Origin of the sequence: Corallococcus sp. CA053C, assembly GCF_003611675.1 — a bacterium.
Taxonomy (GTDB): Bacteria; Myxococcota; Myxococcia; order Myxococcales; family Myxococcaceae; genus Corallococcus.
This window is the reverse complement of the sequence record NZ_RAWA01000272.1, coordinates 1-13,377: the sequence shown is the minus strand read 5'-3', so window position 1 is coordinate 13,377 and position 13,377 is coordinate 1. Positions and strand designations below refer to the sequence as shown.

At 70.9% G+C, this 13,377-nt stretch carries 13 protein-coding genes; 7 read left to right on the top strand and 6 right to left on the bottom strand.

Annotated features, from left to right (window positions below; all coding sequences use genetic code 11):
- Positions 1-135: 135 nt before the first annotated feature.
- The 5 genes from D7V97_RS29025 to trxA all read left to right on the top strand — a co-directional run bounded on the left by D7V97_RS29025 (position 136) and on the right by trxA (position 5,091).
- Positions 136-792 (top strand): LON peptidase substrate-binding domain-containing protein, encoded by a 657-nt coding sequence (locus tag D7V97_RS29025; RefSeq protein WP_199728979.1) that lies wholly within the window; start codon positions 136-138, stop codon positions 790-792.
- 142 nt (positions 793-934) lie between these two features.
- Positions 935-2,827, top strand: coding sequence for an NAD(+) synthase (gene nadE / locus D7V97_RS29020; protein ID WP_120613883.1), 1,893 nt, complete (start codon positions 935-937; stop codon positions 2,825-2,827).
- Positions 2,828-3,018: 191 nt separating this feature from the next.
- The gene (locus D7V97_RS29015; RefSeq protein ID WP_199728978.1) at positions 3,019-4,170 is read left to right on the top strand and encodes a hypothetical protein; all 1,152 of its coding nucleotides are present in this window, start codon (positions 3,019-3,021) and stop codon (positions 4,168-4,170) included.
- A 183-nt stretch (positions 4,171-4,353) separates the two neighbouring features.
- Positions 4,354-4,677 carry an FKBP-type peptidyl-prolyl cis-trans isomerase gene (locus tag D7V97_RS29010; protein WP_120613881.1) on the top strand — a complete coding sequence of 108 codons (324 nt, stop codon included), beginning with the start codon at positions 4,354-4,356 and terminating at the stop codon, positions 4,675-4,677.
- 30 nt (positions 4,678-4,707) lie between these two features.
- The gene (gene trxA, locus D7V97_RS29005; RefSeq protein ID WP_120613880.1) at positions 4,708-5,091 is read left to right on the top strand and encodes a thioredoxin; all 384 of its coding nucleotides are present in this window, start codon (positions 4,708-4,710) and stop codon (positions 5,089-5,091) included.
- 33 nt (positions 5,092-5,124) lie between these two features.
- Here the strand turns inward: trxA and D7V97_RS29000 are convergent, their stop codons facing one another.
- Positions 5,125-6,000 (bottom strand): hypothetical protein, encoded by an 876-nt coding sequence (locus D7V97_RS29000; RefSeq protein WP_120613879.1) that lies wholly within the window; start codon positions 5,998-6,000, stop codon positions 5,125-5,127.
- Positions 6,001-6,116: 116 nt separating this feature from the next.
- Between D7V97_RS29000 and D7V97_RS28995 the strand changes: the two genes are divergently transcribed.
- Together D7V97_RS28995 and D7V97_RS28990 are read left to right on the top strand one after the other, a co-directional pair.
- Positions 6,117-8,627 (top strand): TonB family protein, encoded by a 2,511-nt coding sequence (locus D7V97_RS28995; RefSeq protein ID WP_120613878.1) that lies wholly within the window; start codon positions 6,117-6,119, stop codon positions 8,625-8,627.
- Positions 8,624-9,457, top strand: coding sequence for a hypothetical protein (locus D7V97_RS28990; RefSeq protein WP_120613877.1), 834 nt, complete (start codon positions 8,624-8,626; stop codon positions 9,455-9,457). The genes D7V97_RS28995 and D7V97_RS28990 overlap by 4 nt, the downstream gene beginning before the upstream one ends.
- Before the next feature lie 12 nt (positions 9,458-9,469).
- On the opposite strand, the gene D7V97_RS28985 is transcribed toward D7V97_RS28990, so the two are convergent.
- The 5 genes from D7V97_RS28985 to D7V97_RS28965 all read right to left on the bottom strand — a co-directional run.
- Positions 9,470-10,006, bottom strand: coding sequence for a Uma2 family endonuclease (locus D7V97_RS28985; protein ID WP_158623478.1), 537 nt, complete (start codon positions 10,004-10,006; stop codon positions 9,470-9,472).
- A 117-nt stretch (positions 10,007-10,123) separates the two neighbouring features.
- Entirely contained in the window at positions 10,124-11,083 is a 960-nt protein-coding gene (locus D7V97_RS28980) for an Ig-like domain-containing protein (protein ID WP_158623477.1), read from the bottom strand.
- A gap of 155 nt (positions 11,084-11,238) precedes the next feature.
- Positions 11,239-11,982 carry a putative metal-binding motif-containing protein gene (locus D7V97_RS28975; RefSeq protein ID WP_120613875.1) on the bottom strand — a complete coding sequence of 248 codons (744 nt, stop codon included), beginning with the start codon at positions 11,980-11,982 and terminating at the stop codon, positions 11,239-11,241.
- 117 nt (positions 11,983-12,099) lie between these two features.
- A complete protein-coding gene (locus D7V97_RS28970) occupies positions 12,100-12,744 on the bottom strand; it encodes a lipoprotein (RefSeq protein ID WP_120613874.1) in 645 nt (214 codons plus the stop codon).
- Between the two features lie 72 nt (positions 12,745-12,816).
- Positions 12,817-13,377 (bottom strand): hypothetical protein (locus tag D7V97_RS28965; protein ID WP_120613873.1); only part of this gene is annotated, 561 nt, incomplete at its 5' end.

Genomic DNA, 13,377 nt, shown 5'->3' with positions numbered 1-13,377 from the left:
ATGGAGGACATGCGGCGGCGCACCCTAGCGGAACCGGCGGCCCTTGCCACCGGCCGTCCGGGGTCGGGTGCCTGCCTGATTGGAATGCGACCCGTGCCCCGCGGGCTTAGAACACCAGGAAGGATGCCCGGAACCATGACCGCTCAAGAACGCGTCGAAAGCGCCGCCAGCGCGCTGAAGGTGTTTCCCCTGCCGTCGGCGGTCCTGTTTCCCCACACCGTCATCCCCCTGCACATCTTCGAGCCCCGCTACCGGGACCTCGTGCGGGACGCGCTCGCCACCGACCGCGTCCTGGCCCTGGGCCAGCTGGAGCCCGGGTGGGAGGGGAAGTACGAGGGCCGGCCCACCCTGCAACCCATGCTGTGCGCGGGCGTCATCGTCTGGGACGAGCAGGTGGAGGACGGGCGCTACAACATCCTCCTGCAGGGCATCAGCCGGGTGCGGCTGGTGGAGGAGCTGACGGCGGACAAGCTCTACCGCCAGGTGCGCGCCCAGGTGCTGCCGGACGTGTCCTACACGGGGCCGGAGGAGGAGCAGCTGCGCCAGGCCGTCTTCGAACTGGCGGGCCGGGTGCCCCCGTCCTTCGCGGAGAACCTGCTGCCGGTGGCCGCGCGCGCCGGCGGGGGCATGCTGGCGGACGTGGTGGCGTCCGCGGTGGTGCCGGAGCCCGTGCGGCGCCAGGAGCTGCTGGTGGAGCTGGACGTCCGGCGCCGGCTGGAGATGGTGCTGGAGGACCTGGGCGACCTCCTGAGCCAGTTGCAGCCGATGCGCCCCACCGGTCCGCTGAACTAGGGACGCCGGACGCCGGACGCCGGACCTTGGGGGCGCCCGGGGGAACTGAACGGCCGGGCGCGCGGGCCTCACGCTGCGCTTGCCCTGGCCACCCCTCCCGCGCATTGCTGGGCGCCCCCCCTTCCTGGGAGAGCGACGCACCATGCGGCTCGTGAAGATTGGCATCGCCAGCGTCAACACCACCGTGGGCGCCTTCCAGCAGAACACCGACCGCGTGCTGGACCTGGCGCGGAAGATGGCGGCCGAGGACGTCACGCTGGCCGTGTTCCCCGAACAGGTCATCGCCGGCTATCCCGCCGAGGACCTGGTGCAGTGGCAGGGCTTCATCGACCACCAGTGGCCGGAGCTGGAGCGCTTCGCGAAGCAGACGGCGGCGCTGCCCCTGGTCTCCATCGTGGGCGTGGGCATCGCCCAGCAGGGCGTGCGCCTCAACTGCGCGGCGGTGGTGGCGGGGGGCCGGGTGCTGGGGCTCGTGCCCAAGGAGAAGCTGCCCACCTACAACGTCTTCTACGAGGGCCGCACCTTCGGCCACGGCCAGCCCGGCATGGCGGAGACGCACCGGGGCGTGCCGCTGGGGGACTACCTCTTCCAGTTCGACTTCGGCGTGGTGGCGCCGGAGGTGTGCGAGGACATCTGGAGCGCGGACGGCCCCATGCGCCGGCGCGCGTACTCCGGCGGCGAGCTGGTGGTGAACCTGTCCGCGTCGCCGTTCCGGCTGGGCTTCTGGGACACGCGCCGGGAGCTCATCGCCACGCGCGCGTCGGACCACCAGGTCACCATCGCGTACTCGAACGCGGTGGGCAGCAACGACGGGCTCATCTTCGACGGCGGCGGCTTCATCAACCAGAACGGCCGCCACGTGCTGGAGACGCCGCGCTTCCAGGAGGGCCACACCACCGCGGTGGTGGACCTGGACCGCACGCTGCGCCTGCGCACGGAGAACACCACCTGGCGCGTGGACCGCGAGTCCTGGGTGTCGGCCGGGGGGCAGAAGGTGCCCACCGTGGACTGCACGGCGGCGGTGAAGACGCAGCGGCAGAAGCTGGCCTATCCGGTGCCCGCGCACCGCAGCTTCTTCCTGCCCGCGCCGGACACCCGCCGCACCGCGCGCGTGGCCCTGTGCGAGGACATCCTCGACGCGCTGTCGCTGGGCGTGGGCGACTACTTCGAGAAGACGCGCGCCTTCAAGCTGTTCGGCATCGCGCTGTCGGGCGGCCGGGACTCGCTGCTCACGCTGCTCATCGCGCACCGGTACGCGAAGCGCGTGCGGCCGGACAACCCGGGCTCGCTCATCCAGGCGTTCTACATGCCCAGCCCGTACTCCAGTCAGCAGACGCGCGACGCGGCGGAGACCATCGCGCGCGAATTGGGCGTGCCCTTCCAGGTGGTGTCCATCGAGGAGGCCTTCGAGCGGGAGAAGGCCGCGGCCCAACAGATGCTGGGCAGCGCGAAGCTCACGCCCATCACCGAGCAGAACATCCAGGCGCGCATCCGCGCCCAGCGCATGTGGAACTGGAGCAACTCCTGCGGCGGGCTGTTCCTGCAGACGGGCAACATGAGCGAGAAGTCCGTGGGCTACACCACCATTGGCGGTGACCTGATGGGCGCGCTCGCGGTCATCGCGAACGTGCCCAAGACGGTGGTGATGTACCTCTTGGACTACCTGCAGGAGACCACCGGCTACGAGGGCATCCGCAAGGTGCTGGCGAAGCCCGCGGGCCCGGAGCTCGCGCACGACCAGGTGGGCGAGGAGGAGTTGATGCCCTTCCCCATCCTGGACGCGTGCTTCTACCTGCACGCGGGCGAGAAGCTCACGCCGTCGGAGATGCGCACCGCGCTCGCCGCGATGTTCCCGGAGCTGGAGGAAGCGCGGCTGGGCGGGTACGTGGACCGCTTCGTGAAGCTGTTCCAGCAGTCCATCTACAAGTGGGTGCAGGCGCCGCTGTCGCTGCACATCGGCAACCTGGACCTGGACCGGGAACGCGCGCTGCAATTGCCTGTCGTCACGGGCTCTGGCTGGCTGCGCGACACCTGATGGATGTCTGGGATTGACGGTGGGCAGGGGGGCGTACGAGCCCCCCGCTCCCGTGAAGTGGCTCTGAAACCACGCCTCTCCCTCTGGGGGGCGAGCGGGCAGGTCAGCTGTCCGTGGTTTCTTGTCAATGCCTTGCCGGAAGTCCCGCTCAAGACAACCTTCATGTCAGTCAGTCGACGATGGAGGTTTTGATGAAAGCGAAGATTCTGGCGGGCGCTATCGCGGCGCTCATGTATGGGACGGGCGCGGTTGCGGCGGAGAAGGATTGCCCCCCGGGGCAGGCCGCTGTCTACAAGGACAAGGGCCAGCAGGAGATGACGGCGCAGGCGTCTCCAGGGACGGTCCAGGAGGAGGATGATCTCGTCATCGAGGAGGCACCCGCGGACGATTCGCTCCAGGGTACGGGGGGCAGTGGCTCCTCGCCGACGGACGAATCCCAGAACCAGGGGAGCAGCCAGCAGGGCCTCAGCGACCTCACCAGTGGCAAGGGAGGCAGCGGCGCCATCTACTTGAACACGCCGCTGCGCTGCGAGCCGGTGGACCAGTCGGGAACGGGCGGCAGTGGCGGTGAGATCGCGCCACCGTCGAGCCAGCAGCCCATGACGCCTCCGCCCGCGGCGGCCGAGCCTCCGGCTCCTCCGCCCGCGGCGGCCGAGCCTCCGGCTCCTCCGCCCGCGGCGGTCGAGCCTCCGGCCCATCCGCCCGAGTCGGCGGATGCCACGGGTGGCAGCGGCGTCGCCGCGCCGCCGGCGGCGACGGACTTCAGCACTACCAATGAGGATCTCCAGCCGCTGGAGGCGGAGAAGAAGGACAAGAACGACAAGAAGGGCCTGACGCTGCTGGTCGGTGGCGGTGTGGAAGGCTACACCGGCGCCCTGGCTCCCCAGATTGCTCCCGGCCCCTCGGCGGCCGTGACCGCGTCGCTCAAGCCCACGTCGGTGCTGGGCATCGAGGTCGGGTACACCGGCGCGTTGAACAACATCAAGGGCCCGGGAGACGAGAGCGGCTTCGAGGGTCCGGACCTGGTCCGCAACGGTGGTCAGGCGGCCCTGACGCTCGCGGTGTCTCCGTCGGCGGTGCAGCCGTACCTGCTGGGCGGCATCGGCGTCAGCAACTACCACTTCCGTTGGGGTGAGTCGCGGGGCTTCAGCGACGACACGGTGGGCAACCTGCCCGCGGGCGTGGGCGTGCGCGGCCACTTCGGCCACTTCACGGCGGACCTGCGCGGCTACTACAACTTCCTGTTCGACAAGCAGTTCGCTCCGAACATCGAAGCGGGTGGCGGCGATCCGTCGGGCGGTGGCAGCTACGCGACCACCCTCAACGTGGGTGGCACGTTCTGACCTGAAGCCTGAATGACGAAATCCATGGCAGGGGTTGGCGGCGGGGTGTCCGGTTTCGACCGGGCCCCCGCCGCCACTCTCTTTTTTCCGACGGGCGGGCGGGCATTCAGGGCGGCAGCACGCTGCGTCCGGCGTTAAAGTGCGGATTTTTCCAAGGCGGATTCCCGCCAAGGAGTCGCGCGCATGAGCTTGAAGACCGAAGACGTGAAGGTGGGAACCGGGGCGGAAGCCACGAAGGGCAAGACCGTGACGGTGCACTACGTGGGCACGCTGACCACGGGCGCCAAGTTCGACAGCAGCCGCGACCGGGGCCAGGGCTTCACGTTCCCGCTGGGCGCGGGCCGGGTCATCCAGGGCTGGGACCAGGGCGTCGCGGGGATGAAGGTGGGCGGCGTGCGCAAGCTCACCATCCCGCCGGAGCTGGGCTACGGCGCGGGGGGCTTCCCGCCGGTCATTCCCCCGAACTCCACGCTGCTGTTCGAGGTGGAGCTGTTGGACGTTCGTTAGGACTCCGTACTCAGGAAAAGAGAGGCCGTCATGGCGACGCTCGAAATCACGAAGGACAACTTCAAGGAGACGGTGAGCAAGGGCGGCATCGTCGTGCTGGACTGGTGGGCCACCTGGTGCGGCCCGTGCCGGGCGTTCGCGCCCGTGTATGAGAGCTCGTCGGAGACGCACAAGGACATCGTGTTCGGGAAGATCGACGTGGACGCGCAGCCGGAGCTGTCCAGCGCCTTCGAGGTCCGGTCCATGCCCACGCTGATGGTCTTCCGCGACGGCATCCTCCTGTTCGACCAGCCGGGCGCGCTGCCCAAGTCGGCGCTGGAGGACCTGCTGCGGCAGGTCCGTGCGCTGAACATGGAGGACGTGAAGCGCGAGGTGGAAGCGCAGCGCGCCTCCAAGGAAGCGCCCAAGGCCTGACGTCCGGCCGGGGGCCTGCCTGCACGGGAGGCCCTACGGCGCGGCGACGGTGCAGACGCCGCCGCCGTTCAGGTGCGCCTGATCCACGATGCTCTGGGTGACGAAGGCCTGGAGCGTGCGCAGGTCGTAGGCGCCGGGTTGGTAGACGACGGGCTGGCCCTGATCATCCGTGAGGGGGCCTCCGTCCAGACCGTGCAGGTCCAGCAGGTCCTGGGACGCCAGCCCCTCCGGCGTGATGGCGTGGTTCGCATCCGCCGTGGCGGCGATGGCCTCGAAGCGCAGCTGCACGCCGCGGTGGGTGCCCAGCCGGTCATAGAACAGGTGCTCGGCGTGGAGGGTGACCTCCGCCTCCGCCACGGAGTTCTCCGGCACGACGAGTCCCTGGGTGCCATCCACGCCGTTGATGCAGTCCACCATCCGCGCATGGACGGGGAAGCCCATGCGGAAGGTGTAGAGGCCCCGGGTGGGGTCGCGGTGCTGCGCGCGGCCCTCCACGAAGTAGCTGAAGCCGCGCTCGCGCATCATCGCCAGGTCCTCGGCGGACACGGACGCGCCGGCCACGGTGCGCGCTTCCGGCGGACTCACGAGGAAGGCCACGCTCCAGCGCCCCGCCTCCAGCCCCGTCAGCGCGGTGAGCGGCGCGTCCCCCTTCTGCACGTCCACGAGCACGTGCTCGTCCGTCGCGCGCACGTCGCCGGACGCGGAGGTGAGGGTGAAGTCGCCCAGGGACACCAGGTATTTGGTGAACTGCACGGACCACTGGTCCTGGAAGAGGTGGTCGGCGTAGCCGCGCTGCGTGCCGTCCCCTCCGCTCAGCGTCACCCGCGCGTCGCCCCGGGCCACGGTGTCGCCGCACCCGGAGGCGCCCAGGCCCCACGCGGCCAGCAGCCACTTCCATCGAAGGTTCATGCAGTCGGTTGGTATTTGTAACTTGGTTGCAAGTCAAGCCTGGGTCGCGGTATCCACGGCCGCTGACGGGAGGGCCGCCTGTGTCGGGTGGCCTCCGTCGAGCGAGGTCGTTGCCCGTGTTCATCCCGACGCTCGTGCTCTGGCTGCTGAGCGCGTCGCCTGAAGCGCCCGTGGTTGCCCCCGTGCCCGTGGAGGCGGCGCCACCCGTGATGCCGGCGGACGTGCCCGCGTTGAAGCAGGCCGTGCGGGTGGTGCTGCGGCTGACGCTCGACACCGGGGGCGAGGTGTCCCGGGTGGAGGTGCGCGAGTCGGGCGGGGAGCCGTTCGACCGGGCCGCGATGGCGGCGGCCACGCACTGGCGCTTCGAGCCCGCGCGCCGGGGAGATGTTCCGCTGGAGGTGCAGGTGGACGTGCCGGTGATGTTCGAGCCGCCCGCGCTCCCGGAGGCGGCTGCGGTGGCGACCGCGCCAGCGGCCTCGGAGGAGGCTTCAGTGGCGACCGTGCCGGCGGCCCCAGCGCCCACGGACGCGAAGCCGCCGGGGTTCTCCACCACGGTGCGGGGGCGTTCGGTCGCGCCGCCTCCGGTGGCGGTGGGGGACTTCCACATCACGGTGGGGCAACTCGCGGACGTGCCGCGCAACTCCGCGACGGACCTGCTGTTGCTGGCGCCGGGCGTGATGCTCGCCAACCACGGGGGAGAGGGCCACGCGGAGACGGTGTACCTGCGTGGCTTCGACGCGGGCGAGGGCAAGGACGTGGAGATGCGCCTGGACGGCGTGCCCCTCAACGAGGTCTCCCACGCCCACGGCCACGGCTACGCGGACACGTACTTCATCATCCCGGAGCTGGTGAAGTCGCTGCGCGTGACGGAGGGTCCGTATGATCCGTCCCAGGGCGACTTCGGCGTGGCGGGCACGGTGGAGTACCAACTGGGGTTGGAGCGCCGGGGCATCACCGCCTCCGCCAGCTACGGCAGTTTCGCGTCGCGCCGGTTGTCGCTGGTGTGGGGACCGCCCGAAGCCACCGACGCCACGTTCGTCGGCGTGCTGCTGCGCCAGGGCCACGGCTTCGGTCCCAACCGCGCGCATGCGAATGCGGGCATCATGGCCCAGACGGAACTGCGCCTGGGGCCGGAGACACGGCTTCGCCTCTTCGGCGCGAGCTACGGCGCGCGCTACTCCTCCGCGGGCGTGGTGCGCGAGACGGACGTCGTGGACGCGCGGCTGCCGTGCGCCGGGGACGCGGACTCGCAGTTCTTCTGCCTCTACGACCCCCACCAGGGCGGCGCCAACCAGCGCCACATCGCGTCCGTGGAGTGGGTGTCGCGGCTGGAGCGCGGCGGACGCTTCGTGCAGCAGGCCTACGCGGTGTCCCGGCAGATGCGCAGCCGCGAGAACTTCACCGGCTTCCTCCAGGACACGCCGCCCGTCGGCGAGGCGCAGCGCGGGGACAACACCGAACAGTCCTACCAGGGCACCACCGTGGGGCTGCGTGGACGCTACACGCCGGGGCTCGTCTGGGCAGGACAGCCGCAGCCGGTGGAGCTGGGCTACGTGGCCCGCTTCGACAACGTGCACACCCGCGCGCGGCGCCTGCGTGACAAGGGCGGCGCGCCCTACGCCACCGTCTTCGACAACCAGGTGCGCACCACGAACCTGGGCGCCTACCTGTCGCTGCGGGCCGCTCCGCTCCCCTGGCTCACGCTCCGGGGCGGCGTGCGCGTGGACACCTTCCTGTTCGCCGTGGAGGACCTGAACCGCCCGGACGCGGACCGGCAGGGTGCTCGCATCCCGGAGGAGTCGGTGGAGGCCTACGGCTTCTTCGCCAGCCCCCGCGCCACCGCCGAGGTGCGCCTGACGCCCCGCCTCACGTGGCTCAGCAGCGCGGGCCTGGGCGCTCGCTCCAGCGACGCGGCGGGCCTGTCCGACGCGGAGTTCGCGCCGTATGCGCGGGTGACCTCCGGCGAGACGGGGCTGGGCTGGTGCTGGGGCGATGAGGGACACGACGCCACGGTGGAAGCGCGGGGCGCGGTGTTCGCCACGCGCGTGTCGCAGGACCTGGTGTTCAGCGAGACGACGGGGCGCAACCAGCCCATCGGCCCGTCGCAGCGGCTGGGCGCCTTCGGCAACGTGCGCTTGCAGTGGAAGCAACGCCTGGACGTGCAGGCGAGCCTCGCGTGGGCCCGCGCCACGCTGCCCGTGCCCGGTGCGTCCTCGTGGCGGCTGTGGGACGGCACGGTGCTGCCGTACATCCCGCAGGTGCTGGGCCGGGTGGACGCGGCGTGGCGCGGCACCGCCACCGTCGTCCAGCAGCAGGTCGGGTGGAGCGTGGCGCTGGGACACAGCGCCATCGGGCCGCGGCCCCTGCCGTTGGATCGCTACAGCGAGCCCGTCTTCCTCTTCGACGTGGCGGCCCGGGCGCGCTGGAGCGCGGTGGAGCTGGGCCTGTCGGTGGAGAACCTGCTGGACGCGCGCTGGCGCGAGTCCGAGTTCAACTACGTGTCCAACTTCCGCGGCCCCGAAGCGCCCGCGTCCCTGCTCGCCACGCGCCACTTCTCCGCCGGTGCCCCTCGCACCGTGCGCGGCACCCTCACCGTGTACCTGGACCTCCAGGAGGACACACCATGACCTCTCCCCTGCGTCACACCCGTCGTGCCTTCACGTTGCTGCTGGGCGGTGCGCTCGCGGCGGGCGTCAACGCCTGTGGGCTGTCCGGCACCGGAGGCCGGAGCATCACCTTCCGCGTGGGTCTGCGCACGGCGCTCGCGCCCGGCGAGGACACCGTCGGCGTCTTCACCACCGACACCGGCTGGCGCGTGGAGCTCACCACCGCGCGCCTGGTGCTGGGGCCGCTCTACTTGTTCGAGAAGGCCTCGCCGCTCCAGCCCCAGGCCCTGCTGCGCCGCCTGGGAGACGTGCTGCTGCCCACCGCGCACGCGCATGAAGGGGACTTCTTCTCCGGCGGTCGCGTGCTGGGGGAGTGGGACCGGGAAGTGGTGTTCGACCTGCTCGCGGACGGAGGACAGGCGCGCGTGTTGGGGCGCTCCCCGGGCATCGCGGGCGTGGCGCGTTCGCTGTCGCTGCTGCTGCGGCCGCCCTCCCGTGCGCTGGGGGTGGAGGGGGACGTGATGGAGGGGCACTCCCTGCTGCTGGCCGGGACGGCGACGCGTGAGGCGGTGCGCGTGCCCTTCCGGCTCGCGCTGGACTTTCCGCCGCCCGTGGAGCTGCAGCGCGTGGACTTCGTGCCCATCCTGGCGGACCTGGACGAGGAGGGGTTCTTCGTCCTGGAGGTGCAGCCGCACCGCTGGTTCACGGGCACGCGGTTCGACCGGCTCCCGGTGCCGGCGGAGGGCTCGCCGCTGGAGGTGGGGCCGGAGACCCAGGTGCACCGCGCGCTGAGCGTCAACGTGCGGCGCTTCGACGCCTTCACGGGCGCGTGGGAGCCCCAGGAGGGGTGACGTGGGGGCGGATCAGCCCGGCAGCCAGAACGGCGCCAGCGCGAGCTCCAGGCCTTCGAAGGGTTCGGCGCGCACGCACTCCTCGCCGACGAAGGCGCGCCTCAGCACCCAGCGCTCGTGGTCCAGGCGGAACACCTCCAGCACGCGGTTCACGGGATTGATGACCCAGGCGTGCTGGATGCCCGCGCGTGCGTAGCGCGGCAGCTTGGAGCCCAGGTCCAGCTTCGCGCTGGCGGGGGACAGCACCTCGCAGATCCAGTCCGGCCTGCGTTCGATGAAGGTGCCAGGGGGCAGGGGCTCCGGGCGTCCGCTCCTCCAGCCCGCGAGATCCGGCACCAGCACGTCCTGGCCCATCAGCAGCCGGGGGGTGGCGGTCCACCACCAACCCTCCGGCGCGCGACCGAGCAGCGGCGTCAGGCCCATGCTGCGCGCGGTAGGCGGAGCGGAGATGTAGAGGATCCCATCCAGCGCTTCACCCACGAGGTAGTGGGGCAGCGTCTGCACCTCCTCGTGTGGCGGGAGGGGCTTGCGGGCGGCGGGGTGGCGCATGCGGCGGGGCCTCCGGGTGAGACGCCACCGTAGCGAGGGCCCCCTTGTCGCGGCAGCTGACCGCCGGGGAGGGCAAAGCATGTGCTGGTGGACGCAGAGGCCTCCCCTCCGGACGTGTCAGCGCGACTCGCGCTCCAGAACGAACTGGAACATCTCCGCCGGGGTGGGACCGAACTGGAGCAGGTAGATCTGATCACCCGGCTCGGCGGTGAATGTCACCGTGTGCGTGATGCCGACGCAGATGAACCGCGCGGGTGCGAGCACCGACGCCACGTCCGTCCCGCCCTCCGTGTCGTGGGTGACCTTTGTCGCCACGGCCTGGTTGAGGAAGAGCGTGACGTGCTCGGCGTTCGCCGGGTCGGAGATGAAGCCCGTGTAGCCCCCGAAGCCCGTCGCACCCGCGCGCAGGGTGACGGCGTAGCGGGTGTGGCCCGTGTTCGTGTCCGGCGGGAAGTCGAAGGGCGTGCGACCCGCGGTGACGGCCTCCGGCGTGTTCGCGAGCGTGTGCGTGCACGCGTGCTCCAACACCGGATCACGCTCGCCGGTGGTGAAGTCGAGCGCGCCGTCACCCAGGCCCACCGTGGCGGGGTCCAGGGCGTGTCCGGCCGAGTCCCTCAGCGCGGCCAGCTCCACGGTGTAGTGCGTGGAGGCCTCCAGGGGCCGGGTGCTCTCCTCGGTGCGCGGCACGGTGAGGGTGAGCGTGCGTGCGTCCTCGGACCAGGCGCCGGTGAGGACGCGGGCCGGGACGGTGGGGTCCGTGCGGTCGCGCAGCGTCACCTGCGCGGCGGAGGAGTCCATGGGCTCGCTGAAGGTGAGCGCGAGCACCTTGCGGAAGGCGATGAGCGGCTTCTCTCCGGACGTGTCCGAGTACAGCTCCAGCGGGTAGACGTCCGTGGCGCCCTCGGCGGGTTGGGACGTGGTGACGGTGGCGGTGGAGCGCGGGTCGGTGCCGGCATCGGTGCCCGCGTCCGTCTGTACTCCGGCGTCGGGCGTGACGGTGGGGGGCTCGTCATCACAGCCGGTCAACGCGAGGGTGGCGCAGGCGACGAACAGGAAGGCGGCGGAGGAGAGACGCATCGGGAGGGGTCCTTCAGGGGAGGAACGCGCGGCGGAGGGCACGTGGACGCGCGGGGAAGAGGCCCACGCCGGAGCACCCGTCCGAGGGAGGTGCTCCAGCGTGGGTGCGGACCTTCGTTCAGGCCCGCGTCAGCGGTCGTCGGGAGCTCAGCGCGCTAGCACTGCGACCCGTCGCAGTTGTCGTCGATGCCGTTGCCACAGACTTCCGTGGCGCCCGGGTTGATGCTGGCGCCGGAGACCGGCGTGTCGTTGCAGTCGAAGCGCTGCGTCGTGTAGCCGGAGGGCGGCGTGCACGCGGTGTAGACGGACGTGGTGCTGCCGTACCCGTCACCGTCCGCGTCCCGGTAGTAGCGCGTGCGCGAGTCGTCGAGGAACTCCGGCACCAGGGTGATGGCGTTGCCGGCTGCCGGGCCCGTCGCGACGATGTACGTCGTGCCGGCCGTCAGGTCGTGGACGGACACGTAGACGAGCGAACAGCCGGTGGAGGACACCGTCTGCGACAGCGCGGCGGCCACCGTGGCGTTGGTGCTCCCGTTGATGACGGTGAACGGCACGTTCTGCGTCCGGTAGAACGCATAGGAGCCGGTGGTGGCCGGCACGTACGTCACCGAGCCCTCGGCGCTGGAGGGCAGGGTGAGGTCGTAGGCCTTGTGCTTCGTGCTGATGGACGGCGCGCTCGTGGTGCGCGTGGCGCTCGCCGTGCGGGCCAGGTGGTCCGCGGGGTTTCCGGCATGCACGCACGCGTGCGACGTGATGCCCGAGCCCAGCGACGTGCAGCCGGCCTCCAGCGCCTGTGCGCCCTGCGCCTCCGTCGTGGACTCCGGCTCCTCCATCGGGCCGCAGGCCACCAGGCCGAGCGACAGCAGTGCGCTCAGCGCGATGCGCTTCATCTTCATCATGGGGTTGTTCCTTTCGGGATGCCGGGCGCGGGGTGCCATGCGGTGCGTACCGCCGGTGCGCCCGGTGGCCCTGTCATGCCTTTAATGAAACTGAGTTGCAATAGAAGGATGGTGACATCACTGGAGGTGTTCGATGACGAGTCCGAACTCCGTGGCCTCCGTGGGACCGAAGGAGACGGTGTACGGGACCTTGTCGGTCAGCTCGTAGCCGACCATCTGCTTCAGGCCGTCGCAGAAGGGGCCGGTGGGCCGCGTGCCGACGGGCTCCACGACGCGCTCGCCCTCCTTCACGGTGACGGCGACGTCGGGCGTGCTCAGGTAGAGGACGAAGTCGCCAGTGGCCCACGCCTTGAAGTTGAACGTGCCCACGGACGCGCCGCCCTCCTGGCGCAGCTTGACGGTGTAGTGGGTGTGGAAGTCGTCCACGCGGGGTTGCCGGTCCGGGGACGCGGTGACGGTGGCGAAGGGGCCATTCGTGACATGCCAGCAGGCGTGCGCGCCGTCGTCCCCGAAGTCGAAGCCGTCGCGCGGCACGTAGTCGGGGTCGGGCACGCACGACAGGCCCTGCTCGCTGGCCAGGTAGGCCCGGTCGCAGTGACACCAGTCACCCTCGGGCTCACGGTGGATGTGGCCGTTGGGCGCGCAGGGGTCGGCCTGCTCTTGCGGCATGCCTCCGTCGGGGGGCGTCGAGTCGTTGCCGCCACAGGCGGTCAGGGCCGCGATGCAGCCGGCCAGGAGGAGGGCACGGAAGGGGCGACGCATGGGCGGACCTCCGGGTCGGCGCGGTGTTGTAGATGCAATCGAAGTACATGGGTTTCTGGATGTTGGGAGGGGCTACTCCTCGGCGTGGTCGTGCCCCGTCTCCTCGATGACGAGGAGGAACGTGGCGGGCTGGGGAACGACGGCCGCGAAGTCCACGCGGTAGTCGATGCCTCCCTCCAGGTCCGCGGTGACGGCGGAGCGCAGGCTGCCGCAGACCTCCTGCGGGACGCTGTAGTGGCACTCCAGGCCGACCTCTTCATTCGTGGCCGCGTTGACGATGCGGACCGCGCGGTAGCCGGAGGTGAGGAAGGCGTACTCGGTGGACTCCTCGGGCGTGAAGATGACGGAGCCCGCGTAGCCGAACGTCCACTGACGGTAGGTGATGGCCGGGAGCGTGACGTTGTACGCGGTGTGTTCGACGCTCACGTCCACGAAGGACGGACCGCCCAGGGGCGCGGCGGTGACGGACTCGAAGGGACCGGCTTCGGCGTGGGTGCAGGAGTGCTCGGCGGCCTCCGCCAGCGCCTCGGTGTCCACGCAGGCGGCAAGCAGCTCCGACTGCTGGGTGATGGGGGCTGTCTCGGGGACCACGTCCTCGGGGGCGCCACAGCCGGCGAGCAGGAGGGTGAGGAG